This is a genomic window from Streptomyces sp. NPDC020807 (genome assembly GCF_040641575.1).
GTDB lineage: Bacteria > Actinomycetota > Actinomycetes > Streptomycetales > Streptomycetaceae > Streptomyces.
This window is the reverse complement of sequence record NZ_JBFADU010000027.1, coordinates 66215-90007: the sequence shown is the minus strand read 5'-3', so window position 1 is coordinate 90007 and position 23793 is coordinate 66215. Positions and strand designations below refer to the sequence as shown.

At 71.4% G+C, this 23793-nt stretch carries 22 protein-coding genes; 16 read left to right on the top strand and 6 right to left on the bottom strand.

All coding sequences use genetic code 11. The features are described 5' to 3' along the window. Positions 1 to 105 precede the first annotated feature (105 nt). The 8 genes from AB0G79_RS28680 to AB0G79_RS28645 all read left to right on the top strand — a co-directional run bounded on the left by AB0G79_RS28680 (position 106) and on the right by AB0G79_RS28645 (position 6873). A complete protein-coding gene (locus tag AB0G79_RS28680) occupies positions 106 to 753 on the top strand; it encodes an HAD family hydrolase (RefSeq protein ID WP_360811435.1) in 648 nt (215 codons plus the stop codon). A 43-nt stretch (positions 754 to 796) separates the two neighbouring features. After that, positions 797 to 2005, top strand: coding sequence for an MFS transporter (locus tag AB0G79_RS28675; RefSeq protein WP_360811433.1), 1209 nt, complete (start codon positions 797 to 799; stop codon positions 2003 to 2005). Next, the gene (locus AB0G79_RS28670; protein WP_360811431.1) at positions 1974 to 3149 is read left to right on the top strand and encodes an acetoin utilization protein AcuC; all 1176 of its coding nucleotides are present in this window, start codon (positions 1974 to 1976) and stop codon (positions 3147 to 3149) included. The genes AB0G79_RS28675 and AB0G79_RS28670 overlap by 32 nt, the downstream gene beginning before the upstream one ends. Before the next feature lie 96 nt (positions 3150 to 3245). Continuing rightward, the gene (locus AB0G79_RS28665) at positions 3246 to 4061 is read left to right on the top strand and encodes a phosphatase (RefSeq protein ID WP_360811429.1); all 816 of its coding nucleotides are present in this window, start codon (positions 3246 to 3248) and stop codon (positions 4059 to 4061) included. Between the two features lie 127 nt (positions 4062 to 4188). Then, entirely contained in the window at positions 4189 to 4398 is a 210-nt protein-coding gene (locus AB0G79_RS28660) for a helix-turn-helix domain-containing protein (protein ID WP_015034391.1), read from the top strand. 163 nt (positions 4399 to 4561) lie between these two features. Beyond that, entirely contained in the window at positions 4562 to 4660 is a 99-nt protein-coding gene (locus AB0G79_RS28655; RefSeq protein ID WP_003948845.1) for an AURKAIP1/COX24 domain-containing protein, read from the top strand. Between the two features lie 137 nt (positions 4661 to 4797). Further along, a complete protein-coding gene (locus tag AB0G79_RS28650) occupies positions 4798 to 5868 on the top strand; it encodes an NAD-dependent epimerase/dehydratase family protein (RefSeq protein WP_360811427.1) in 1071 nt (356 codons plus the stop codon). Between the two features lie 15 nt (positions 5869 to 5883). Continuing rightward, positions 5884 to 6873, top strand: coding sequence for a lysophospholipid acyltransferase family protein (locus AB0G79_RS28645; RefSeq protein WP_360811425.1), 990 nt, complete (start codon positions 5884 to 5886; stop codon positions 6871 to 6873). 55 nt (positions 6874 to 6928) lie between these two features. On the opposite strand, the gene AB0G79_RS28640 is transcribed toward AB0G79_RS28645, so the two are convergent. From AB0G79_RS28640 to AB0G79_RS28630, 3 genes are all read right to left on the bottom strand, one after another. Further along, on the bottom strand, positions 6929 to 8194 hold the full coding sequence (locus AB0G79_RS28640; RefSeq protein WP_360811423.1) for a DUF5667 domain-containing protein: 1266 nt from the start codon (positions 8192 to 8194) through the stop codon (positions 6929 to 6931). 307 nt (positions 8195 to 8501) lie between these two features. Then, positions 8502 to 9293, bottom strand: a complete 792-nt coding sequence (locus AB0G79_RS28635) for an ECF subfamily RNA polymerase sigma factor, BldN family (protein ID WP_360811421.1) — start codon at positions 9291 to 9293, stop codon at positions 8502 to 8504. Positions 9294 to 9722: 429 nt separating this feature from the next. Beyond that, entirely contained in the window at positions 9723 to 10685 is a 963-nt protein-coding gene (locus AB0G79_RS28630; RefSeq protein ID WP_360811419.1) for an HAD-IB family hydrolase, read from the bottom strand. Positions 10686 to 10776: 91 nt separating this feature from the next. On the opposite strand from AB0G79_RS28630, the gene AB0G79_RS28625 reads away from it, so the two are divergent. The 6 genes from AB0G79_RS28625 (at position 10777) to hemB (ending at position 17370) form a co-directional block, all read left to right on the top strand. Next, positions 10777 to 11055 carry a glutaredoxin family protein gene (locus tag AB0G79_RS28625; RefSeq protein WP_360811417.1) on the top strand — a complete coding sequence of 93 codons (279 nt, stop codon included), beginning with the start codon at positions 10777 to 10779 and terminating at the stop codon, positions 11053 to 11055. A gap of 272 nt (positions 11056 to 11327) precedes the next feature. Next, positions 11328 to 12161, top strand: a complete 834-nt coding sequence (locus tag AB0G79_RS28620) for a redox-sensing transcriptional repressor Rex (protein ID WP_360811415.1) — start codon at positions 11328 to 11330, stop codon at positions 12159 to 12161. Beyond that, positions 12158 to 13513, top strand: a complete 1356-nt coding sequence (locus AB0G79_RS28615; protein ID WP_360811413.1) for a glutamyl-tRNA reductase — start codon at positions 12158 to 12160, stop codon at positions 13511 to 13513. Before AB0G79_RS28620 ends, AB0G79_RS28615 begins: the two co-directional genes overlap by 4 nt. Then, positions 13510 to 14496 carry a hydroxymethylbilane synthase gene (gene hemC / locus AB0G79_RS28610; RefSeq protein WP_360811410.1) on the top strand — a complete coding sequence of 329 codons (987 nt, stop codon included), beginning with the start codon at positions 13510 to 13512 and terminating at the stop codon, positions 14494 to 14496. The genes AB0G79_RS28615 and hemC overlap by 4 nt, the downstream gene beginning before the upstream one ends. After that, positions 14493 to 16163 carry a bifunctional uroporphyrinogen-III C-methyltransferase/uroporphyrinogen-III synthase gene (locus AB0G79_RS28605; RefSeq protein ID WP_360811408.1) on the top strand — a complete coding sequence of 557 codons (1671 nt, stop codon included), beginning with the start codon at positions 14493 to 14495 and terminating at the stop codon, positions 16161 to 16163. The genes hemC and AB0G79_RS28605 overlap by 4 nt, the downstream gene beginning before the upstream one ends. Before the next feature lie 205 nt (positions 16164 to 16368). Next, a complete protein-coding gene (hemB, locus tag AB0G79_RS28600) occupies positions 16369 to 17370 on the top strand; it encodes a porphobilinogen synthase (protein ID WP_360811406.1) in 1002 nt (333 codons plus the stop codon). Between the two features lie 26 nt (positions 17371 to 17396). Here the strand turns inward: hemB and AB0G79_RS28595 are convergent, their stop codons facing one another. Next, on the bottom strand, positions 17397 to 18173 hold the full coding sequence (locus tag AB0G79_RS28595; protein ID WP_360811404.1) for a DUF4253 domain-containing protein: 777 nt from the start codon (positions 18171 to 18173) through the stop codon (positions 17397 to 17399). 113 nt (positions 18174 to 18286) lie between these two features. On the opposite strand from AB0G79_RS28595, the gene AB0G79_RS28590 reads away from it, so the two are divergent. Continuing rightward, entirely contained in the window at positions 18287 to 18556 is a 270-nt protein-coding gene (locus AB0G79_RS28590; RefSeq protein ID WP_360811441.1) for a DUF1876 domain-containing protein, read from the top strand. A gap of 101 nt (positions 18557 to 18657) precedes the next feature. Here AB0G79_RS28590 and argS read toward each other — a convergent pair whose 3' ends face one another. Continuing rightward, on the bottom strand, positions 18658 to 20418 hold the full coding sequence (gene argS, locus AB0G79_RS28585) for an arginine--tRNA ligase (RefSeq protein ID WP_360811402.1): 1761 nt from the start codon (positions 20416 to 20418) through the stop codon (positions 18658 to 18660). Positions 20419 to 20616: 198 nt separating this feature from the next. Between argS and lysS the strand changes: the two genes are divergently transcribed. Next, positions 20617 to 22338: a lysine--tRNA ligase gene (gene lysS, locus AB0G79_RS28580; protein WP_360811400.1), complete on the top strand. Its 1722-nt coding sequence runs from the start codon at positions 20617 to 20619 to the stop codon at positions 22336 to 22338. A 79-nt stretch (positions 22339 to 22417) separates the two neighbouring features. On the opposite strand, the gene AB0G79_RS28575 is transcribed toward lysS, so the two are convergent. Continuing rightward, positions 22418 to 23674 (bottom strand): DUF2637 domain-containing protein, encoded by a 1257-nt coding sequence (locus AB0G79_RS28575; protein WP_360811398.1) that lies wholly within the window; start codon positions 23672 to 23674, stop codon positions 22418 to 22420. Positions 23675 to 23793 lie beyond the last annotated feature (119 nt).

Sequence of the window (23793 nt, the reverse complement as noted above, 5' to 3'; positions counted from 1 at the left end):
TACTGCAGGGGGGACCCTGTGGGAGAGTAGGACGCCGCCGAACAATCATTGTGGGAAAGCCCCGCACCTTCTGGTGCGGGGCTTTTCTGCGTTTAGGCTGTCGCCATGCCATACGACCTGGTCATCTTCGACAACGACGGTGTGCTCGTGGACAGCGAGCCGATTTCCAACACGATCCTCGCCGGCTATCTGACGGAACTCGGACACCCCACGTCGTACGAGGAGTCGATCCGGGACTACATGGGTTCGGCCATGCACCGGATTCACGAGGTGATCCGGGAGCGGACCGGGGAGCGGCTGCCGGCGGACTTCGACGAGACGTTCCACGGGCGGGTCTTCGCCGCGTTCCAGCGGGAGTTGGAGGCCGTGGCGGGGGCGGCGGACGTGCTGAAGGGGCTTGCAGAGGCCGGTGTTCCGTACTGTGTGGCCTCGTCCGGGAGCCATGAGCGGATCCGGGTCGGGCACCGCAAGACCGGGCTCGACACGTGGTTCCCCGAGGAGATCGTCTTCAGCGCGGAGGACGTCGGCCGGGGCAAGCCGGCGCCGGACCTGTTCCTGCACGCGGCCGCGCGGATGGGCGTCGCCCCCGAGCGCTGTGTGGTGGTGGAGGACAGCCGGCTCGGCGTGCGGGCCGCCGTGGCGGCCGGCATGGACGTGTACGGGTTCACGGCGATGACTCCCGCGGAGAAGCTGGCCGGGGCCTCGGGGTTCTTCGGGAGCATGGAGGAGCTTCCCGCGATTTTGGGGCGGTGATCCATCTACCCAGGGGTAGGTTCCGGCCCTACGCTGAGCCGCCATGACGGATGCGCGCTTGCGGCGCGGGCGGGGAGCCCTGGCGGTCAGTTTCTTCGTGCAAGGGGTCACCTTCGCCCTGCTCGTGACCCGAATACCGGGGATCCAGGCCCGTTACGGGATTTCGGACGCCCTGCTGCCGGCTTTCCTGGCCGCGGTGCCGATCCTCGCCGGGGTCGCGAGCGTGGTGACGGAGAAGCTCGTCGCCAGGGTGGGGCCGACGGCGGTGCTGCGCTGGTCCCAGCCCTTCGTGCTGCTCGCGCTCCTCGCCGTGGGCGCCGGGTCGGAGCTCTGGCAGGCGGCGGTCGCCCTGGGGCTGTTCGGGCTCGCGGTGGGTGCCCTGGACGCCTCCATGAACATGCTGGGGGTCAGCCTCCAGCGGGCGTACGGCCGGAGCATCATGCTCGGTTTCCACGCCTCGTACAGCCTCGGCGGGATCGCCGGTGCCTCGCTGGCCTGGGTGGGGGCGCACTGGCACCTGTCGCTGTTCGTCTCGTACCTGCCGGTCGTGGCGGTGCTGCTGCCCCTCGCGCTCGTCGGCAGCCGCTGGTACGTGGCGGGCGGGGGCAAGGCGGAGGGCGGGGAGGGCGAGGCGGGTGCCGGTGCGGGGAGCCGGATCGCGTTCGCGCTGCTGCTGCCGCTCTGCCTCGTCATGACCTTCGCGTACATCGGCGACTCGACGGTCTCCAACTGGAGCGCCAAGTACCTCCAGGACGTGCTGGGCAGCTCGGAGGAGCTGGCGACCGTGCCGTACAACGCGTACATGGTGACGACGCTGCTCGGGCGGGCCGTCGGGGACCTCGGGGTGCGCAGGTTCGGGGCGGCGGCTGTCGTCAGGGCGGGTGCGGTTCTCGGGGCGCTGGGGTTCGGGGTGGTCGCGGTCGCGCCGGGGGCGTGGGTGGGGATCCTCGGGTTCACGGTGCTCGGGCTCGGGCTGAGCGTGATCGTGCCGCAGACCTTCGCCGCGGCCGGGCGGTTGTTCCCCGGGGCCAGCGACGCGGCGGTCGCGCGGCTCAACGTCTTCAACTACGTCGGCTTCCTCGTCGGCTCGCCGCTCGTGGGGGCGCTCGGGGACGCGTGGAGCTATCGCGGCGCGATGCTCGTGCCGATGGCGCTGGTCCTGGTGACGGTGGTGTACGCCACGTCGTTCGGTTCTCGGGACGCCCGATACGGTGGCGTCCATGAGCGGCCGCGCACTGTTGATGTGGGATGAAGCTGTCACCCAGTACGACTTCGGGTCCGAGCATCCGATGGACCCCGTACGGCTCGCGCTGACCATGGGTCTCGTGCGGGCCTTCGGGCTCGACCGGGCCGTGGACGTGGTCGCGGCGCGGCCCGCCGGGGACTCGACGCTGCGGCTCGTGCACCGCGAGGACTACGTGACGGCGGTGCGGGCGGCGTCGGCCGATCCGCGCCGCGCCGACCAGGCGTACGGGATCGGGACCGTCGACGACCCGGCGTTCGCCGGGATGCACGAGGCGTCGGCGCTGATCGCCGGGCAGTCGGTGGGGGCGGCGGAGGCGATCTGGCGCGGGGAGGCCGCGCACGCCGTGAACTTCGCCGGCGGCCTGCACCACGCGATGCCTGGGGCCGCTTCGGGGTTCTGCATCTACAACGACGCCTCGCTCGCCATCGCCCGGCTCCTGGAGCTGGGCGCGGAGCGGGTCGCGTACGTGGACGTGGACGTGCACCACGGGGACGGGGTGCAGGCGGCGTTCTGGGACGACCCGCGGGTTCTGACGATCTCGCTGCACGAGCATCCGCGGACGCTGTTCCCGAACACCGGGTGGCCGGAGGAGACGGGGGCGGCCGGGCCCGGCGAGGGCGGGGCCGTGAACGTGGCGCTGCCGGCCGGGACCGGGGACGCGGGGTGGCTGCGAGCCTTCCACGCGGTGGTGCCGGAGCTGATCGAGGAGTTCCGGCCGCAGGTGCTCGTGACGCAGCACGGGGCGGACACGCACTTCGAGGATCCGCTCGCGCACCTGGCGGTGTCCCTGGACGCGCAACGGGCGGTCCAGGAGGCCTGTCACGAGCTGGCGCACGCGCACGCCGACGGGCGCTGGCTGGCGCTCGGCGGCGGGGGATACGCCGTCGTGGACGTCGTGCCGCGGTCGTGGACGCATCTGGTGGGGATCGCGGCGCACGCGCCGGTCGATCCGGCCTCGGTGATCCCGTCGTCGTGGCGGGACGAGGTGTATGCGCGGACCCGGCAGCTCGGTCCGGCGCGGATGACGGACGGGCGGTGGCCGGTGGGCTTCCGCGAATGGTCCGCGGGCTACGACCCGGCGGACCGGCTCGACCAGGCGGTGCTCGCGACGCGGAAGGCGGCGTTCCCGCTGCGGGGGCTGCTGCCGTAGGGGCTTTTCGGACAGGGGCGGGCGCGCGTTAGGCCGACTGTGCGCTGTCCCCGGGGTTTCGGCTCCGGGCGCGTCGGGTTCCGGCAGCATCGGAGGGTGTTGAGTACCGGGGCGCTGCGGGCGCATCTGTTGGCGGCGGGGTTGGCGGGGACGGTGGCGACGTCGCGGGAGGAGAGCCTGCGGAGCTACCGGCTGTTCGCCGCGCGGGACCCCCGGGTGCTGTTGGGTCTCGATCCCGCCTGGGGGTGGGGTGAGGCCGACCTGCTGCGGCTGATGGCCGAGAAGTGCGGGGTGTCGGGGGATCCGGCGCACCGTTCGGGGCCCGACGTCATCGATCCCGAGCGTACGGTGAGGGGGCTCGACGCCTTCGCCGCGCGGCTCGCGGCGGCGGCCGCGCGTCGCGTCCCGGTGCTGTTCGGCACCGGGCACCCGCACCGTCTGCTCGGTTTCTACGTCGCGCTCGCAGACGCTTTGTCGGCGGCGGGATGTCTTGTCCTCACACCGGCGCAGGGGAGATCTGTCGACATAACGACCCGGTTCGGCGTACGTACGCACCTTCTCGACTACGTACGGGGGGTCGCGTTGCTGCGGGAGCCGGGGGTGCCCGGGGGTGGTGGTGAGCAGGGGGCGCACTCGCACTCCGCGCTGCCGGTTCGGGCGGCTCTGGAGAGCGCGGCCGACTCCGGGGGGCCGCTGCCGGAGCTGGTCATCGGGGACCACGGATGGGTCTGCGGTGCAGGTCAGCTCGGTATCGAGGCCATCGGCCTGGCCGACACGGACGATCCGGCGCTCTTCGTGGGCGAGGCGGAGGGGCAGGTGTCGGTGGCCGTTCCGCTTGATGACGGCGTGCGCTCCGACTACTACCGTCCCCTCACGCGCTATGTACTCAATCGAGCGTGTCTGTCACGGTAAACGGCCGATCGCAGCTCCTCTTCCCCACTCGTACCACCCGCCCCTAGTCTGGAGCGTGAGCGCTCGACGACGTTGAGTCACCGGAGGGGAAGCCGGTGGCCGTCGCGGCGGAAGGTACAGGTGGGTCATGGCTGCTGGCGAGCGACCTCTCAACGAGGTCAAGTTTCTGACCGTGGCGGAAGTAGCCTCGGTGATGCGCGTGTCGAAGATGACCGTGTACCGCTTGGTGCACAGCGGTCATCTGCCGGCGATCCGGGTGGGCAGGTCCTTCCGGGTGCCGGAACAGGCGGTTCACGAGTACCTGAGGGAGTCCTTCGTGGGGGTGGGCACCGCGTAACGGGAGCGCTTCTCGCGGAGTCCGGAAAGTCCCGTACGGCCCTCGGATTACAAGCGCGGCGCTCGGGACGGTAGGCTAGGCCGACGTAGGTCGTGTGGGCCCAGACGCCCCGCACCGATCCCCGCCTGGTCGGGGATGTTCCGAGTAGTGAGCGAGGGTAGTCGTGGGCTCTGTTATCAAGAAGCGCCGTAAGCGGATGGCGAAGAAGAAGCACCGCAAGCTGCTTAAGCGCACGCGCGTTCAGCGTCGCAACAAGAAGTAAGCGACTGCTGCTTCGCAGTGTTTCGTGCGCAGGCGTGGCCCTTCACCGTTCGCGGTGGAGGGCCACGTTTTTTATCGCGCGGAAATCTCGACGCGCTACGGTGGCGACCAACGGAAGACGGACGGAAGGCGCTGATCTTGGGCAGGGTCGTGCTCGTCACCGGTGCCGCCCGGCATCTCGGGGGCCGCTTCATCCGGCGGATCCAGCGGGACCCGGAAGTGGAGCGGGTGGTCGCGGTCGACGCGGTCGAACCGGGGCACGAGCTCGGGGCCGCCACGTTCGTCCGGGCGGACATCCGCCGGCCCGCCATCGCGAAGGTCCTCGCCGAGCACGAGGTCGACACGGTCGTCCACATGGACGTCACCGGGACGGCGCTCGGCGCCGGAGGCCGTACGTCGGTCAAGGAGACCAACGTCATCGGCACCATGCAGCTGCTCGGGGCCTGCCAGAAGTCGCCCCGCGTCAACCGGCTCGTGATCAAGTCCAGTACGAGCGTCTACGGCTCCGCGCCCCGTGACCCGGCCGTCTTCACCGAGACCACGCCCGCGAAGTCGCTGCCCAGCGGGGGCTTCGCGAAGGACGTCGTCGAGGTCGAGGGATACGTCCGCGGCTTCGCCCGGCGGCGGCCGGACGTGGCCGTGTGCGTGCTGCGGTTCGCGAACATCCTCGGGCCGCGCATCGACTCGCCGCTCGCCGAGTACCTGTCGCTGCCCGTCATGCCGACCGTCTTCGGCTACGACCCCAGGCTCCAGTTCGTCCACGAGGACGACGTCGTCGACGTCCTGCGCCTGGCGGCCCACGAGCCCCGCAGGGCGACCATGAACAGCGGCACCTTCAACATCGCCGGTGACGGGGTCCTGCTGCTCTCGCAGTGCGCCCGGCGGCTCGGCCGGCCGACCGTCCCCGTCCTCCTGCCCGCCGTCACCTGGGTGGGGACGGCGCTGCGGACGGTCGGGGTCACCGACTTCGCGCCCGAACAGATCCGGCTGCTCACCCACGGCCGGGTCGTCTCCACGGTCCAGATGCGCGAGGTCCTCGGGTTCTCGCCGCGCCACACGACGGCCGAGGCCTTCGCCGACTTCGCGGAGAGCCGCGGCCCCGGGCTGCTGCCGCCCGAGACGCTCGCGGGGGCGGTGGACCGGCTCGCCGGCCGCCTCGCGCCTTCCCCCGCCCCCGTCCCTGCCCCCACCCGTCACGACGGCTCCTGAGGAGACCCGACAGCCATGGCGGACGCCAAGGTCATCCCGTTCGACGACGACCGCTCGCGGGCCCGTCGCCGGCCCACCCGCGCCGACGGGGAGGAGGCGGCCGTACGGGCCCTGCCGGCGCCCGCGTCCTCGCCTTCCGAGCCGCCCGGGGCGGAGGGCACGGCGGCGGGCTGGGAGCGGCGGCTCGCGGGCGGCCTCGCGTTCCTGCGGCGGCGGATCACCGGGGAGTACGAGGTCGACGAGTTCGGCTACGACGAGGAGCTCACCGACCAGGTCCTGATGACGCTGCTGCGGCCGCTGTACGAGAAGTACTTCCGGGTCGAGGTGAAGGGGATCGAGAACATCCCCGACAAGGGCGGGGCCCTGATCGTCGCCAACCACTCGGGGACGCTTCCGCTCGACGGGCTGATGCTGCAGGCGGCCGTCCACGACAAGCATCCCGAGGGGCGGCACCTGCGGCTGCTCGCCGCCGACCTGGTCTTCGTCCTGCCGGTCGTCAACGAGCTGGCGCGGAAGGCCGGGCACACCCTGGCCTGCGCGGAGGACGCGGAGCGGCTGCTGCGGGCCGGTGAGCTCGTCGGGGTGATGCCCGAGGGCTTCAAGGGGATCGGGAAGCCGTTCTCGGAGCGGTACAAGCTCCAGCGGTTCGGACGGGGTGGCTTCGTCTCGACGGCGCTGCGGGCCGGGGTGCCGATCGTGCCCTGCTCGATCGTGGGGGCGGAGGAGATCTACCCGATGATCGGGAACGCGAAGACGCTGGCGCGGGTGCTCGGCCTTCCGTACGTCCCGATCACGCCGACCTTCCCGTGGCTCGGGCCGCTCGGGGCGCTGCCGCTGCCGACGAAGTGGACGATCCAGTTCGGGGAGCCGATCCCGACGGACGGGTACGCGCCGGAGGCGGCGGAGGACCCGATGCTGATGTTCAACCTGACGGATCAGGTGCGGGAGCGGATACAGCACACGCTGTACAAGCTGCTGGTGCAGCGGCGCTCGGTGTTCTTCTGACGGTCCGGAAGGAATCGGAGGGCGCCCCCGTCCGTGGGGCGCCCTCCGATTCTTGCTAGCGAGCGTCCTCGCTGTCGATGCCGAGGCCTGGTAGCAGGCCCGGCAGGAGTGGCGGAAGGGTCACGTCCGGCACGTCGGGGGTCGCGGCCGGGGCCGTGGTCGACGGCGTCGTCGTCGGGCTGGTCGGGGACGTCGGGAGCAGTCCGCCGGTGTTGCCGCCGAGGAGACCGTCGTCTTCCGGTGAGGTGGTGCCGCTGCTGCCGCTCTCGGGGCTGGTGCTCGTGCTCGTACCGGTGCTCGGGGTGGGACCGGACGGGCGGGGCGGAGCGGAGTGGCTGCCGGTGGGCGAGGCCTCCTGGGTGGACGGCGGGCGCTGGGTGCCCGGGTCCTGGGTGTCCTGCGGGGCGCCGTCGCCGGCGGTGGGGCTCTCGGTGGTGACCGCGCCCCTCTCCGGGGTGCGGGGAAGCACCGACTGGAGGGGTTCGACCTCGTCGTCCATGGCGTCGAAGACGCCGGTCACCTCGCTGCCGACGTCAGCCAGCTGGACCGGGAGCCGGTCGCGCAGACCGTTCCAGGTGTCGCGGTGGGCCTGGGCGAAGGAGTTGAGCCGGGCCATGGGGGCGATCTCGCCGTCCCGCTCGTACGCCTGCCGGAGCAGGCGGTGGCCTTCCGAGACGTCGTGCTTCATGCCGCCGAGGACGCGGCGGATCTCGGTGAGCGACTCGTGGTCGAGGTCGCCGGCGCGGCCCCGCTCCATGAGGCGGCGGGCCTCGCTGAGCCGGGTGGACGCCTGGTCGAGGTAGATGCCCCCGCGGTCCAGGTCGTCGTCCGCCATGCCGAGCTTGATGTCCTCCATGCCCCGCTTGAGCCCGTAGAGCGAGTCGCCGGGCAGGGCGTCGGAGCTGGCGGCGGCCACGCCGCCGAAGGCGCCCGCCGCCACACCGACCGTGAGCCCGCCGGCGGCGAGCCCCTTGGTCCAGCGGGAACGGGGCCGGAGCTTGCGGAGCGGGGAGGCCCGGTGGGCTCCCCGGCCGGTCGACGCCCGTTGCTCGGGGACCGTGGGTCCCGCGGCCGCGTTTCCCTCCATGAGCATCGCTTCCATGGCGGCGACGAGCTGCGCTCGCTGCACCACCTTGACCTCGGGGTCAAGGTGCGGCTTCGGCAGTTCGCCGAGCCCGTTCGCCAAGGCCAACAGCCGCCCCTGCTCCGCCGGTTCGGCCGGAGCTTCGGGCTGTTCGGCCGCCGCGCCCTCGGCCGCCCGGTCCTCCAGGGCCTGGGCGAAGGCGTTCGCCCGCCGGTGCGCCGATACGTTCGCGATCACTGGCGGCACCTCCTCTCGTCATGACGGTCGACTCCCCGGGGTGTCCGGAAGGTTGCACACCTTGAGCACATCCACACGAACGAGTGAGTGGCTGCGGACATGGCGTGACCACAGGGAGCCTGCATTCCGCACAACGAGCGGCGCGGCACTTGGGTTACGCGCGAAAGATGATCGGACCAGCGCGTTACCGGAACGTCACCGACCGTGAGGAATGCGGGGGTCGTGGGGACATGGGGGGAGGGCGGGGGGAGCGCGTGGAGCGGTGGGCGGGGGGTGCCGGTGGTCGCGTGTGGGGGGCGCGGACCGGTCAGCGCGCGTCGTCCGGGAGGAGGCGGGCCAGGGTGCGGACGGCCCGGTACTGGAGGGTCTTGATCGCGCCCTCGTTCTTGCCCATGACGCGGGCGGTCTCGGCGACCGAGAGGCCCTGGAGGAAGCGCAGGGTGACGCACTCCTGCTGCTGGGGGTTGAGACGGCGGACCGCGTCGAGCAGTGCCGCGTTGGAGAGGGACTCCAGGACCGAGTCCTCGGGGCTGCGCTCGACCTCGTTGGCGTCGAGCATCTCGCCGGTGGTGACCTCGAGGCGGAAGCGGCTGGACTTGAAGTGGTCGGCGACCAGGTTGCGGGCGATGGTGACGAGCCATGCGCCGAAGTCGCGGCCCTGCCAGGTGAACGTGGAGATCCGGCGCAGGGCGCGCAGGAACGTCTCGCTGGTGAGGTCCTCGGCCGTCGCCTTCCCGCCGACGCGGTAGTAGATGTAGCGGTAGACGGTGTCGCTGTACTGGTCGTACAGGCGGCCGAAGGCCTCGGCCTCGCCGGCCTGGGCCCGTTCGACCAGGTCCATCATCCGCGCGCTGTCGCTGTCGGCGGTGGGGCGGCGGGCGGGGGTCGAGGTTCCGGCGCCACCGCGCGCTCCTCGTCTGCCCACGGCGGCGCTGCCGTCGGCCAGGGCATAGCAAGGGCCGGCGGGTGCCGGTGAGGCGAAGGCGAAGGCGGGGACAGGGCCGGCGTACGCGGTGGGGACGAAGCCGCGCAAGTGGTCGAGGACCGTTGCGCGCAGCGTAGCCAGGCCCGAGGTGTCAACCCCGACGTGTGGGTACACGGGACTCCCAGAGGCAGAGCTTCCATCACGTGCAGTGCGGGACCGTTCACTCGTCGTGGCGACGGGAGGGGTCCTTTGTGCGTCTGAGGAGAATAACGCTTCGTACAGGCAGCGCTACACCCAGTTGCTCAAATCATCGGTTACGACGTTTTCGTTACTGCTTGCAGTCGGATCAAGGCACGCTTGGTGACCGATAGTTGATCGGATTGCTTTCGAGTGTGACTGCGTGCACGTTGCGTTGTGCTCAAGTCCGGAGCGGAAGAGTGATCGGGGCCGCTGCTGGGTAAGGGGCCCGGAATGCTCGGGAGTCGACGTGCGCGGGGGTGTTCGACCACGGACGGGTGAGTGGGCGCGGTCCGGGGTTGTCGTAGGCGATCGCAGCCGAAACGTATCGGCAGGCGGCGCCGGGAGGAGGGCTCGGGGCCTCGGTCAGTGGCGGCGGCGGTGGAGGGCGACCGCCGCGGCGGTGCCGCCCGCGATCGCGCCGAGGCCGGCGGCGGCCGGGATGCCGACCTTCGCTGCCTTGCGTCCGGTCCGGTAGTCGCGCAGGCGCCACTCGCGGGCCTTGGCGTACTTGCGGAGCTTCGTGTCGGGGTTGATCGCGTACGGGTGCCCGACGAGGGAGAGCATCGGGATGTCGTTGTGCGAGTCGCTGTACGCGGCGCAGCGGCTCAGGTCGAGGCCCTCGGCGGCGGCGAGGGCGCGTACCGCCTCGGCCTTCGCCGGGCCGTGCAGCGGTTCGCCGACCAGCTTGCCCGTGTAGACGCCGTCGACGGACTCGGCGACCGTGCCGAGGGCGCCGGTCAGGCCGAGCCTGCGGGCGATGATCGTGGCCGTCTCGACGGGGGCGGCCGTGACCAGCCACACCTTCTGGCCCGCGTCGAGGTGGGCCTGGGCGAGGCCGCGGGTGCCGGGCCAGATGCGGTCGGCCATGTACTCGTCGTAGATCTCCTCGCCGATCGACATCAGTTCGGAGACGCGGTGGCCCTTGACGATGGAGAGCGCGCTGTCGCGGGCGTCCTGCATGTGCTCGGGGTCCTCGACGCCCGCCAGCCGGAACCAGGCCTGCTGCCAGGCGAAGCGGGCCAGTTCGCGGCGCTGGAAGAACTGCCGCTTGTACAGGCCGCGGCCGAAGTGGAAGAGGGCGGCGCCCTGCATCACGGTGTTGTCGAGGTCGAAGAAGGCGGCGGCCTCCACGTCGCCGACGACGGGGAACTCGGGCTCTGCGGGCGGGGCGGTCTCCGGGGCCTCCGCCTCGGCGGCGGCCTCCTCACGCTCCCTCTCCAGCTGGAGCGAGGACTTGCGCGCTGCCTCGGCAGCGGCCTCGCCTGCGAGGACGCTGCGCGCGGTGGCGGAGCGCCTACGGGGGGTGAGCCATCCCAGAGCGGCCATGCCGTGAGCATAGCCAGTCTGTTCGGTACTTCCCGACTTGTGACGATGCCGGGGGGTGAACACTGCGGGGCCCTCCTGTTAATTGGACAGAATGGACGTCATGTTCGGACGAGCGAAGAAGAAGGACGCCGGATCGCGCACCGTGACGCTGATCGGCAAGCCGGGATGCCACCTCTGCGACGACGCCCGCGCGGTGATCGAGCAGGTTTGCGCGGAAACGGGGGCGCTCTGGGAGGAGAAGGACATCACTCGCGACGAGGAGCTCCACCGGGCGTACTGGGAGCAGATCCCGGTCGTTCTCATCGACGGTGAGCAGCACACGTTCTGGCGCGTGGACGCCGGGCGTCTTCGGCGCGAACTGGGTGCGTGACCGAAAGGCGGTTACCATCGTGGACGTTTTGTTGGCTTTCGGGGGCGGCGTCGTGAGGAGTGTGTACGGCTTTGCCCCCTTCGGGATCTCAACGCCTTGAGGCACTCCGTGGTTCCGGGAAGATCCGAACCGGCCGCGTGACCCCGGTCACTTTGGCCGGACAAAACGGACACCATCTTTGTGCACGCGTTCACAAAGACATAGCCTGCATTCGACGGGGCGGTCTTGGGACATATGGCCGCCTGCAGCCCCGCTCATCCCGCAGGAGCACCGTGGCAACTGGCCGAACTCACCGACCGGCGACCCGTAGCCGAGGAATTCCCGAGGCCACCGTCGCCCGGCTTCCGCTGTATCTGCGCGCCCTGACCGCGCTCTCGGAGCGCTCCGTTCCCACGGTCTCCTCCGAGGAGCTCGCGGCAGCCGCGGGCGTCAACTCCGCGAAGCTGCGCAAGGACTTCAGCTACCTCGGCTCGTACGGCACCCGCGGTGTCGGATACGACGTCGAGTACCTCGTCTACCAGATCTCGCGCGAGCTCGGGCTCACCCAGGACTGGCCCGTCGTCATCGTCGGCATCGGTAACCTCGGTGCCGCCCTGGCCGGCTACGGCGGCTTCGCCTCCCGCGGCTTCCGGGTCGCCGCGCTGATCGACGCCGACCCGGCCATGACCGGCAAGCCCGTCGCCGGCATCCCCGTACAGCACAGCGACGACCTCGAGAAGATCATCAGCGAGGACGGCGTCTCCATCGGCGTCATCGCGACCCCCGCCGGTGTCGCCCAGCAGGTCTGCGACCGGCTCGTCGCCGCCGGGGTCACCTCCATCCTGAACTTCGCCCCGACCGTGCTCTCCGTGCCCGACGGCGTGGACGTCCGCAAGGTCGACCTCTCCATCGAGCTCCAGATCCTCGCCTTCCACGAGCAGCGGAAGGCCGGGGAGGACGCCGGGTCCGAGGCCGCCCAGGGCGGCTCCGCGGAGACCGGTGCGTCCTCCGCCGGCTCCTCCGCCACCACGGAGAAGGGCGCGCCGCTCGTACCGCCCGCCGCCCGCACCGCCGACGGCGGCCGCAAGGGACCCGACGGGGACGTCCCCGCGGTGATGCCGGCATGAGCCTCCTCGTCGTCGGCCTCAGCCACCGCAGCGCCCCCGTCTCCATCCTCGAACGGGCCGCGCTCACCGGTGACACCCCGGCCAAGCTCCTCCAGGACACCCTCGCCGCCGAACCGGCCACCGAGGGCACCGTCCTGGCCACCTGCAACCGCATCGAGCTCTACGCCGACGTGGACAAGTTCCACGCCGGTGTCGCCGAGCTGTCCACGCTGCTCGCGCAGCACAGCGGCGTCGGCCTCGACGAGCTCACTCCTTATCTCTATGTGCACTACGAGGACCGGGCCGTCCACCACCTCTTCTCGGTGGCCTGCGGCCTCGACTCCATGGTCGTCGGCGAGGGCCAGATCCTCGGCCAGATCAAGGACGCCCTCGCCCTCGGCCAGGACCTCCACACCGCGGGACGCCTCCTCAACGACCTGTTCCAGCAGGCCCTGAGGGTCGGCAAGCGCGCCCACAGCGAGACCGGGATCGACCGGGCCGGGCAGTCGCTCGTCACCTTCGGCCTGGAGCAGCTCACCGAGGGCACGGACGTCGACACCTGGGCCAAGGGCAAGAAGGCGCTCGTCATCGGCGCCGGCTCGATGTCCTCGCTCGCCGCCGCCACCCTCGCGCGCTCCGGCGTCTCCGAGATCACCGTCGCCAACCGCACCTTCGCCCGCGCCGAGCGCCTCGCCCAGATCCTGAGCGAGCCCGGCGGCACCGGCGTGACCGCCCGCGCGGTCGACATGGTTGCCGTCGGCGACGAACTCACCCGGGCCGACGTCGTCGTCTCCTGCACCGGCGCCACCGGACTCGTCCTCACCGGCGAGGACGTCGAGGCCGCCGTCCAGGGCCGGCGCACCCCGCTCGCCCTCCTCGACCTCGCGATGCCCCGCGACATCGACGCCGCCGCCCACCGGATCCCCGGTGTCCGGCTCGTCGACATCGAGTCGCTCGCCGAGGCCTCCGCCGACGCGCCCATGGCCGCCGACGTCGACCAGGTCCGCGGCATCGTCTCCGACGAGGTCGCCGCCTTCGGCGCCGCCCAGCGCGCCGCGCACATCACCCCGACCGTCGTCGCCCTGCGCACGATGGCCGCCGATGTCGTGGCCACCGAGGTCGCCCGGCTGGAAGGCCGGCTTCCCGACCTCGACGAGAAGCAGCGCGCCGAGATCACCCAGACCGTGCGACGCGTGGTCGACAAGCTCCTGCACGCGCCGACCGTGCGGGTCAAGCAGCTCGCCAGCGAGCCCGGCGGTGCCGGGTACGCGGACGCGCTGCGGACACTCTTCGACCTCGACCCGGAGACGGTCGCATCCGTCAGCCGGGCCGACCTGAATGACGCCGACGTCAAGAACCGAGGGCGAGTATGACCGAGAGGGCACTGAGGCTCGGGACCAGGCGCAGCAAGCTCGCCATGGCCCAGTCCGGGCACGTGGCCGACGCCGTCCGGCAGCTGACCGGCCGGGCCGTCGAGCTCGTGGAGATCACGACGTACGGGGACACCTCCCGGGAGCACCTCGCGCGGATCGGCGGCACCGGCGTCTTCGTCGCCGCCCTGCGCGACGCGCTGCTCGCCGGCGAGGTGGACTTCGCCGTCCACTCCCTGAAGGACCTGCCGACCGCCCAGCACCCGGACCTGGTGCTGGCCGCGATCCCGAAGCGCGAGGACCCGCGCGACGTCCTGATCGCCCGCGAAGGCGTCACGCTCGACCGGCTGCCCAAGGGCGCCCGCGTCGGCACCGGCTCCCCCCGGCGCATGGCCCAGCTCCACGCGTACGCGCGCAGCCACGGCCTGGAGTTCACCTGCGTCCCGATCCGCGGCAACATCGACACCCGCGTCGGTTACGTCCACAGCGGCGAACTCGACGCGGTGGTCCTCGCCGCGGCCGGCCTCAACCGCATCGGCGGGACCTCGGAGCTCACCGGCTCCCTGTCCGTCGACCCCCTGTCGGTCGACACCGTCCTGCCCGCCCCCGGCCAGGGGGCCCTGGCGATCGAGTGCCCGGCCGCCAACGCCGACCTCGTCGCCGCGCTCGCCGGTCTCGACGACCCGCTCACCCGGGCCGCCGTCACCGCGGAGCGTTCCCTGCTCGCCGCCCTGGAGGCCGGCTGCTCCGCACCCGTGGGTGCGCTCGCCGACCTGCTGGCCGACGACCCCGGTCACGGGCAGGTTGTCACCGAAATGCGCCTGCGCGGCGTCGTCGGCACCACCGACGGCTCGACGCTGGTGCAGCTGTCCACCACCGGTCCCGTACCCACCTCGCACGACGAGGCCATGGCGCTCGGACGCGAACTCGCGGACGAGATGCTCGCCAAGGGTGCGGCCGGTCTTATGGGGGAGCGAGCACTTTGAACCCCACCCGCCCGACCACCAGCCCCGTGTCCTCGGCCTTCACCGGCCACGGTCACGTCACGTTCCTCGGCGCAGGACCGGGAGACCCCGGACTGCTGACCCTCAGGGCCGTCGAGGCCCTCGCGGGCGCGGACGTCCTGATCGCCGAGCCGGAGGTGCTCGAGGTCGTTCGCGGCCACGCGCGTGCGGGGGTGAGCACGCCTGAGCTGACGGTTGTTGACGAGGCGTCAACAGCCGCCGGAGTCCCCGTGTTGAGGGATGCGGCCAATCTTGTCATGGAGGCCGCGAGGGGCGGCAGGCGGGTCGTCCGTGCGGTGACCGGCGACCCCGGCCTCGACGGGAACGCGGGAGCCGAGATGCTCGCCTGCGCCGCCGAGGGCATCCCCTTCGAGGTCGTCCCCGGCGTCGCGACCGCCGTCGGCGTGCCCGCGTACGCCGGTGTGCCGCTCCGCGACGCGCAGGGCACGGACGTGCGGTTCGTGGACGCCCGTACCGCCGACGAGCGGTGCTGGACCGAGGTCGGCGCCTCCGACGGCACCGTCGTCGTCTCCACCTCTCTCGACTCGGTGGCCGCTGCCGCGGCCGAGCTGGTGTCGGCGGGCCGTAAGCCCGACACCCCGCTCACCGTGACCATCGCCGGGACGACCACCCGCCAGCGCACGTGGAACGCGACGCTCGGCACCATCGCGCAGGTCTTCAAGCAGGGGAAGATCCTCCCCTCGCCCGAGGGCCACCGCCCGGTGATAGCCGTGGTCGGCGAGCCCAGCGCCGCCGCGCACCGCGACCAGCTGTCCTGGTTCGAGTCCAAGCCGCTCTTCGGCTGGCGCGTCCTCGTGCCGCGCACCAAGGAGCAGGCCGCCTCGCTCTCCGACCAGCTCCGCTCGTACGGCGCCGTGCCGCACGAGGTCCCGACCATCGCCGTCGAGCCGCCGCGCACGCCGCAGCAGATGGAGCGGGCCGTCAAGGGGCTCGTCACCGGACGGTACGAGTGGATCGCCTTCACCTCCGTCAACGCCGTCAAGGCCGTGCGGGAGAAGTTCGAGGAGTACGGGCTCGACGCCCGCGCCTTCGCCGGGATCAAGGTCGCGGCGGTGGGCGAGCAGACCGCGGCCGCCCTGGTCGACTTCGGCGTGAAGCCGGACCTCGTGCCGAGCGGCGAGCAGTCGGCGGCGGGTCTCCTTGAGGACTGGCCTCCGTACGACCCCGTCTTCGACCCGATCGACCGGGTCTTCCTGCCGCGCGCCGACATCGCGACCGAGACGCTCGTCGCCGGGCTCATCGAGCTCGGCTGGGAGGTCGACGACGTCACCGCGTACCGGACCGTACGGGCCTCGCCGCCGCCGGCGGACACGCGTGAGGCGATCAAGGGCGGCGGCTTCGACGCGGTGCTCTTCACCTCGTCGTCGACCGTGCGGAACCTCGTCGGCATCGCCGGCAAGCCGCACAACGTCACCGTCATCGCCTGCATCGGGCCCGCCACCGCGAAGACGGCGGAGGAGCACGGGCTGCGGGTCGACGTGCTCTCGCCGGAGCCGTCGGTGCACAAGCTTGCCGAGGCGCTCGCGGACTTCGGGCTGCGGCGGCGGGAGGTCGCGCTGGAGGCGGGCGACCCGGTGACGCGGCCGAGCGAGCGGCGGCCGGGGGCGCGCAGGCGTCGTACGACGTAGTTCGGTTCGTGTTCGGGTGCGGGTTCCTTTCGGGGCCCGCACCCGGTGCGTTTCCGGGCCCTGCGGGTGCGGGGGCCCTACGGGTGCGGGTCCGAGCAGAGGGCGCCGTGCTGTGGGCACACCGCAGCCCGGCTGAGCGCATCGCCACACCGCGGCAACACCGTGTCGGTAAGTGCACTGTGTGTGCGGGCGTAGCCTCGGGGGCATGAACTCGTACGGATCTTTTCCCGGAGCGCGGCCGCGGCGTCTGCGGGTGAACCCTGCCATGCGACGGATGGTGGCCGAGACCCGGCTGCATCCGGCCGATCTGATCCTCCCCGCGTTCGTGCGCGAGGGAATCTCCGAGCCCGCGCCGATCGCGGCCATGCCCGGTGTCGTCCAGCACACCCGCGACACCCTGCGGAAGGCCGCCGTCGAGGCGCTGGAGGCCGGGGTCTCCGGGATCATGCTCTTCGGCGTGCCCGAGGACGCGAAGAAGGACGGCGCCGGGACCGCCGGCACCGACCCGGACGGGATCCTCCAGGTCGCCATCCGCGACGTCCGCGCCGAGGTCGGCGACGAGCTCGTGATCATGTCCGACCTCTGCCTCGACGAGTACACCGACCACGGGCACTGCGGGGTCCTGGACAGCGAGGGGCGGGTCGACAACGACGCCACCCTGGAGCGGTACGCCGAGATGGCCCAGGTCCAGGCCGACGCCGGCGTCCACGTCGTCGGACCGTCCGGAATGATGGACGGGCAGGTCGGAGTCGTCCGGGACGCCCTCGACACCATCGGCAAGGAGGACGTGTCGATCCTCGCGTACACCGCGAAGTACTCCTCCGCCTTCTACGGGCCCTTCCGCGAGGCCGTCGGCTCCTCGCTCACCGGCGACCGCAAGACCTACCAGCAGGACCCCGCCAACCTCCGTGAGTCGATGCGCGAGCTCGCCCTCGACCTGGAGGAGGGCGCCGACATGGTCATGGTCAAGCCCGCCGGCCCGTACCTCGACGTCCTCGCCAAGGTCGCCGAGTCCGTGGACGTCCCCGTCGCCGCGTACCAGATCAGCGGCGAGTACGCGATGGTCGAGGCCGCCGCCGAGAAGGGCTGGATCGAGCGCGACCGGGCGATCTTCGAGACCCTCACCGGCATCCGGCGCGCCGGCGCGCAGATGATCCTCACCTACTGGGCCACCGAGGTCGCGCAGAAGCTGTCCGCCGCGCGCTGACCGGGTAGGCACCTCCAGGGCGCCTCCTAGTCCCACCAGAACGTCCAGACGGGGCTGTCCAGCAGCCCCGCCCGGGCGTAGTCCCGCAGGTTCGTGTGGCTGCCCTGGTCGATGTTGTCCGGGCAGAACGCGTAGTGCTCCGCCGCCAGCGCCTCGGCCTCCTCCGGCGTCCGGGGCGGGGCGGCGACCGAGACCACCAGCTGGTCGAAGGTGAGCGCCACGACCCGGGCCCCGAAACGGTCCTCCCACGACCTCAGCACCGCGCACAGCCGGGCCACGTCGTTCTCGTGGTTCAGCGGGCCGGTCCAGCCGATCACCGCAGGGATGTCCGCGCTGCGCCGCGCCGGAACCAGTGCCGGACGCGCGTCCTCCAGCCAGAAGCCCGGCTCCGTCAGCAGCTCGGCGACGGAGGCCGCCGACCTGTCGGGGTCCGTGTCGTACGGCTGCGCCGGGGCCAGGCCCGGCCAGTCCGCGCTTCCGGGTATCTCGTCGGACGCGTACGCGTCCCAGAAGCCGGCGAGGACCTCGTCGGCCTCGTGGTCGGCCGGATCACTCATCCGCTCCGGCATCAGCTCCCACCGGTCCACACCCCAGTCGCCGCCCAGCAGCACCGGCAGCAGCCCGGCCGTACGGGCCGCCGGGCGCAGCGCGCTCCACGCGGCGGGACCCGCCGCACCGTGCCCCGACCAGAGGTACGGGGCGTCCGCCGGGCCGGTGAGGGCGCCGGGCGGCAGGTCGAGGCCGAGGGAACGGCCGGTCGGATCGGCTGCGAGCCGGGGCAGCTGGTTCGGGATCATCGCCATGCGGAGAACGTACGAGGTGCCACTGACAACGACGGGGCGAGTGGTGGTGCGCCACGCGTCAGCGCACTCTGGAGGGGTAGCCGACAGGTACCTCGCCGGAGGTGGTCCTCATGATGAACACGCTCGTCGGATGGCACGTGGAGATGGAGTTCAAGGAGGAGGGCGACCGCACGCAGGCCGCGGCCATGGTGCGGCTCGGCGACGGCACCGAGTTCCGCGCCCACGGCCGGGCCAATCGTCACCCCTCCGATCCCGACCAGCTCCGGGTCGGCGAGGAGATCGCGGGCGCGCGCGCCCTGATGGACCTCGCCTCCCAGCTGCTGCAGAAGGCCCACACCGAGATCGACCAGGTGTCGGGGCGGACGTCCCGCAGCATCCGCTGACAGTCGCGTACGGCCGCGTACGGCCGCGTACGGTCGCGTACGGTCGCGTACGACGAGGCCCCCGGCACGGAATCCCGTGCCGGGGGCCTCGTCGTCACGCCTCAGAGGCGCTCGGGCGTCCTGATGCCCAGGAGCGCCATGCCCTGGTGCAGGGTGCGGGCCGTCAGCTCGCACAGGAACAGACGGTTCTCGACCTGCTCCGGGGTGTCCGCCTTGAGGACCGGGCACTCCGAGTAGAACGTCGTGTACTGCGAGGCCAGCTGGTACAGGTACGCGGCCAGCTTGTGCGGCGCGTACTCCGCGGCGGTCTCCGCGATCAGCTCGCCGAACGTGTCCAGGTGCAGGCCGAGGGCCCGCTCCGACGGCGCGAGGGCCAGCTCCGCGTGCGCCACCGGCTTCGCGTCGCCCGCCTTGCGCAGGATCGACTGGATACGCGCGTACGCGTACTGGAGGTACACCGAGGTGTCGCCGTTCAGCGAGACCATCTGGTCCAGGTCGAACTTGTAGTCACGGGCCGCCGACGTCGACAGGTCCGCGTACTTCACCGCGCCGATGCCGACCTGGGCACCACGCTCGGCGATCTCCTCCTCGGTCAGGTCCTGGGCCTTCTCGCGGACGACGGCCGACGCGCGGTCGATCGCCTCGTCGAGCAGGTCCACCAGCCGGACCGTCTCGCCCTCACGCGTCTTGAACGGCTTGCCGTCCTTGCCGAGGACCGTGCCGAACGCCAGCTGGACCGCCTTCACGTCGTCGTTCAGCCAGCCCGCCCGGCGGGCCGTCTCGAAGACCATCTTGAAGTGCAGCGACTGGCGGGCGTCCACCACGTACAGCAGGGAGGTCGCCTTCAGAGTGCCCACGCGGTCGCGGATCGCCGACAGGTCCGTCGCCGCGTAGCCGAAGCCGCCGTCGGACTTCTGGACGATCAGCGGCGTCGGGTTGCCGTCCGGGCCCTTGACGTCGTCGAAGAACACGCAGAGCGCGCCCTCGGAGCGGACCGCGACGCCCGACTCCTCGAGCAGGCGGCACGTCTCCTGCAGCATGTCGTTGTAGCCGGACTCGCCGACGACGTCGTCGTCCTGGATGTCCATGTCCAGCTTGTCGAAGACCGAGTAGAAGTAGATCTTCGACTCGTCGACGAACCGCTGCCAGAGCGCGAGCGTCTCCTCGTCACCGGCCTGGAGGTCCACCACCCGGGCACGCGCCCGCGTCTTGAACTCCTCGTCCGAGTCGAAGAGGGCACGCGAGGCCTTGTACAGCCGGTTGAGGTTCGACATGGCCTCCTCGCCGGAGACCTCGGCCTCCGAGGAGTGGTCCAGCTCGTGCGGGTGCTCGATCAGGTACTGGATGAGCATGCCGAACTGGGTGCCCCAGTCGCCGATGTGGTGACGACGGACCACCTTCTCGCCCGTGAACTCCAGGATCTCGACCATCGCGGCGCCGATCACGGCGGACCGCAGGTGCCCGACGTGCATCTCCTTCGCCACGTTCGGCTGGGCGTAGTCGATCACCGTCGTGCCGGCGGCCTCGTTGAACGGCACACCGAGACGCGCGTCCGCGGCTCGGGCCGCGAGCGTCTCGATGATCGCCGCGTCCGTCACCGTGATGTTCAGGAAGCCGGGGCCCGAGACCTCGATCTCCTTCAGGACGTCGTTCGCCGGGATCGCGTCCACGACCTTCGTCGCCAGCTCACGGGGGTTGCCCTTGAGCTGCTTGGCCAGCGCCAGGATGCCGTTGGCCTGGAAGTCGGCCCGGTCGCTTCGTCGCAGCAGCGGGTCGGCGGACGCGGCCTCCGGCAGGGCTGCCGAGAGTCCGTCCGCGAGGCGCTGCTGCACGGTCGAAGCGAGGGAAGGGACCGAGGCCATGAGCTTCCGTTCCTGTTGAGGGTGAGATCGTCAGGTCTGATTTCGCTTGTCAAGTGTCCCATGGGGGAGCAACGTGTTTTCTCCGCCTGTGGACAAATCCGCACCTGTGGACAACCGCCGAGACTTCCGTTCCGTCTGGGAGAATGGACGACGCAGGGCTGTCCCGCAGAACCGTCAAGGAAGAAGGACGTACCGACCGTGGCTCAGAGCAGCACCGAGACCGATTGGGTCTCCCGTTTCGCGGACGATGTCATCGCCGAATCGGAGCGACGTGCGCCTGGCAAACCGGTCGTCGTCGCCTCCGGCCTCTCCCCGTCCGGCCCGATCCACCTCGGCAACCTCCGCGAGGTCATGACCCCGCACCTGGTCGCCGACGAGATCCGCCGCCGCGGATACGAGGTCAGGCACCTCATCTCCTGGGACGACTACGACCGCTACCGCAAGGTGCCGGGCGGCATCGAGGGCATCGACGAGTCCTGGGCCGAGCACATCGGCAAGCCGCTGACCTCCGTCCCGGCCCCGGCCGGCTCGGCGTACCCCAACTGGGCCGAGCACTTCAAGGCCGCCATGGTCGAGTCGCTCGCCGAACTGGGCGTCGAGTACGACCCCATCAGCCAGACCGAGCAGTACACCACCGGCGCCTACCGCGAGCAGATCCTGCACGCCATGAAGCACCGCGGCGACATCGACGCCATCCTCGACCAGTACCGGACGAAGAAGGCACCGAAGAAGCAGTCCCAGAAGCCGGTCGACGAGGCCGAGCTGGAGGCCGAGGAAGGCTCCGGCGCCGCCGGCGAGGACGACGGCTCCGGCGGCACCTCCGGCTACTTCCCGTACAAGCCCTACTGCGGCCGGTGCGAGAAGGACCTCACCACGGTCACCTCGTACGACGACGAGACCACCGAGCTCGCCTACACCTGCACCGACTGCGGCTTCGGCGAGACCGTGAAGCTCAGCGAGTTCAACCGCGGCAAGCTGGTCTGGAAGGTCGACTGGCCCATGCGCTGGGCCTACGAGGGCGTCATCTTCGAGCCCTCCGGCGTCGACCACAGCTCGCCCGGCTCCTCCTTCGTCGTCGGCGGCCAGATCGTCCGCATCTTCGACGGCGTCCAGCCCATCGGCCCCATGTACGCCTTCGTCGGCATCAGCGGCATGGCCAAGATGTCCTCCTCGAAGGGCGGCGTGCCCACCGCGGCCGACGCGCTCAAGATCATGGAGCCCCAGCTCCTGCGCTGGCTGTACGCCCGCCGCAAGCCCAACCAGTCCTTCAAGATCGCCTTCGACCAGGAGATCCAGCGGCTCTACGACGAGTGGGACAAGCTGGAGGCCAAGGTCGCCGACGGCACCGTCCTGCCCGCCGACGCCGCCGCCCACTCCCGCGCCGCCCGCACGGCCGCCGGCGAGCTCCCCCGGACGCCGCGCCCGCTGCCGTACCGGACGCTCGCCTCCGTCATGGACATCACCGCCGGCCACGACGAGCAGACCCTGCGCATCCTCACCGAGCTCGACCCGGAGAACCCGGTCACCTCGCTCGACGAGGTCCGCCCGCGCCTGGACCGCGCCGAGAGCTGGATCACCAACCAGGTCCCGGCCGACCAGCGCACCATCGTCCGCGAGGAGCCCGACACCGAGACCCTCGGCTCCCTCGACGACGAGGGCCGCGAGTCGCTGCGACTGCTCCTCGAAGGCCTCGACGCCCACTGGTCGCTCGACGGGCTCACCACGCTCGTCTACGGCGTCCCCAAGGTCATGGCCGGCCTCGACCCCGAGGCCAAGCCCACGCCCGAGCTGAAGCTCGCCCAGCGTGCCTTCTTCGCCCTGCTCTACAAGCTCCTCGTGAGCCGCGAGACCGGGCCGCGCCTGCCCACCCTGCTCCTCGCCGTCGGCGCGGACCGGGTGCGGAAGCTGCTCGGGGCGTAAGCGCCTGACGGCAAAGGGCCGGCACCTCCGGAGAATCGGAGGTGCCGGCCCTTCGCCGTGCACGACAGGGGTCAGGGGATCAGGGGGTGTCGACCTCGGCCCGCGCCTGCTGCACGCGCTCCTCGGCCTTCGGGATGGCCTGCCGCAGCAGAGGCAGCTCGGTCTCCGGGTACTCGGCCAGGCCGTACCACTCGGCGACCAGCTGAGCCAGGTCGGCCTCGGACGGCATCCTCTGGTGCTCGTACACGTACGCGTCCATGGCCTTGAAGACGACCTCCTCGAAGTCGTCCTCCTGCGGGTTGCGGGGCTGCTCGTCGACGTACTGCGGGTCCTCGACGAACTCCTCGGGACCCGGCGGCGGGACGTCCTCCGGGCCCTGGGGGACCGGCACCGGGGTGGGTTCGAGACCCTCCACGATCTGCGGGTTGTAGTTGCCCTCGTAGGACTCCGGGGAGAGCTGGTTGTCCTTGAACCAGGGGTTGCCTGCCGCGTCCACCTCCACGGCGACCGGCACCGGGACCGGGGCCGGCTCCGGGACCGGTCCCGGAGCCGGGTGCGGGAGCTGCTGCGGGATCGCCGGTACGGCCTGCGCGGGCTGAGGAAGCTGCTGGAGCTGCTGGAGCTGCGGCTCCGGCGGCAGGACCGCCGGCTCGATGCCCGCCGCCGCCAGGCCCTCCGCCGCCGTCTCGGCCAGCGGGACGCCGTAGCGCGCGAGGCGCAGCGGCATCAGGGCCTCCACCGGGGCCTTGCGGCGCCAGCCGCGGCCGTAACGGGCCTGGAGCCGCGCCTGGTAGATCATCCGCTCCTGCTCCAGCTTGATGACCTGCTCGTACGAGCGCAGCTCCCACAGCTTCATCCGGCGCCAGAGGCGGAAGGTGGGGACCGGGGACAGCAGCCAGCGGGTGAGACGCACGCCCTCCATGTGCTTGTCCGCCGTGATGTCCGCGATCCGCCCCACGGCGTGCCGCGCGGCCTCGACCGAGACGACGAACAGGACCGGGATCACCGCGTGCATGCCGACGCCCAGCGGGTCGGGCCAGGCGGCCGCGCCGTTGAAGGCGATCGTCGCCGCCGTCAGGACCCACGCCGTCTGCCGCAGCAGCGGGAACGGGATCCGCAGCCAGGTCAGCAACAGGTCGAGGGCGAGCAGGACGCAGATGCCCGCGTCGATGCCGATGGGGAAGAAGTACGAGAAGGTGCCGAAGCCCTTGTTCACGGCGAGCTCGCGCACGGCCGCGTACGAGCCCGCGAAACCGATTCCCGCGATGATCAGGGCACCGGCGATGACGAGTCCGATGAGTATTCGGTGTGTGCGTGTCAGCTGCATCGCGGCCACCCGCGACCCCTCCCGTCAAACGACATCTCGCGCGCACAGAGTGGCACATGTGCGCGAAGCCCGGCCCTCGGGGGAGGGACGGGCTCCGCGCTGATGTGCCTGTCTGGGCAGGTTTGTGA

Bases quoted from the DNA above. Each gene is read 5' to 3' on its own strand.
- AB0G79_RS28680 (WP_360811435.1), top strand. From the start codon at position 106: ATGCCATACGACCTGGTCATCTTCGACAACGACGGTGTGCTCGTGGAC.
- AB0G79_RS28675 (WP_360811433.1), top strand. From the start codon at position 797: ATGACGGATGCGCGCTTGCGGCGCGGGCGGGGAGCCCTGGCGGTCAGT.
- AB0G79_RS28670 (WP_360811431.1), top strand. From the start codon at position 1,974: ATGAGCGGCCGCGCACTGTTGATGTGGGATGAAGCTGTCACCCAGTAC.
- AB0G79_RS28660 (WP_015034391.1), top strand. From the start codon at position 4,189: ATGGCTGCTGGCGAGCGACCTCTCAACGAGGTCAAGTTTCTGACCGTG.
- AB0G79_RS28645 (WP_360811425.1), top strand. From the start codon at position 5,884: ATGGCGGACGCCAAGGTCATCCCGTTCGACGACGACCGCTCGCGGGCC.
- AB0G79_RS28630 (WP_360811419.1), bottom strand. From the start codon at position 10,685: ATGGCCGCTCTGGGATGGCTCACCCCCCGTAGGCGCTCCGCCACCGCG.
- AB0G79_RS28625 (WP_360811417.1), top strand. From the start codon at position 10,777: ATGGACGTCATGTTCGGACGAGCGAAGAAGAAGGACGCCGGATCGCGC.
- AB0G79_RS28615 (WP_360811413.1), top strand. From the start codon at position 12,158: ATGAGCCTCCTCGTCGTCGGCCTCAGCCACCGCAGCGCCCCCGTCTCC.
- hemC (WP_360811410.1), top strand. From the start codon at position 13,510: ATGACCGAGAGGGCACTGAGGCTCGGGACCAGGCGCAGCAAGCTCGCC.
- hemB (WP_360811406.1), top strand. From the start codon at position 16,369: ATGAACTCGTACGGATCTTTTCCCGGAGCGCGGCCGCGGCGTCTGCGG.
- AB0G79_RS28595 (WP_360811404.1), bottom strand. From the start codon at position 18,173: ATGGCGATGATCCCGAACCAGCTGCCCCGGCTCGCAGCCGATCCGACC.
- AB0G79_RS28590 (WP_360811441.1), top strand. From the start codon at position 18,287: ATGAACACGCTCGTCGGATGGCACGTGGAGATGGAGTTCAAGGAGGAG.
- argS (WP_360811402.1), bottom strand. From the start codon at position 20,418: ATGGCCTCGGTCCCTTCCCTCGCTTCGACCGTGCAGCAGCGCCTCGCG.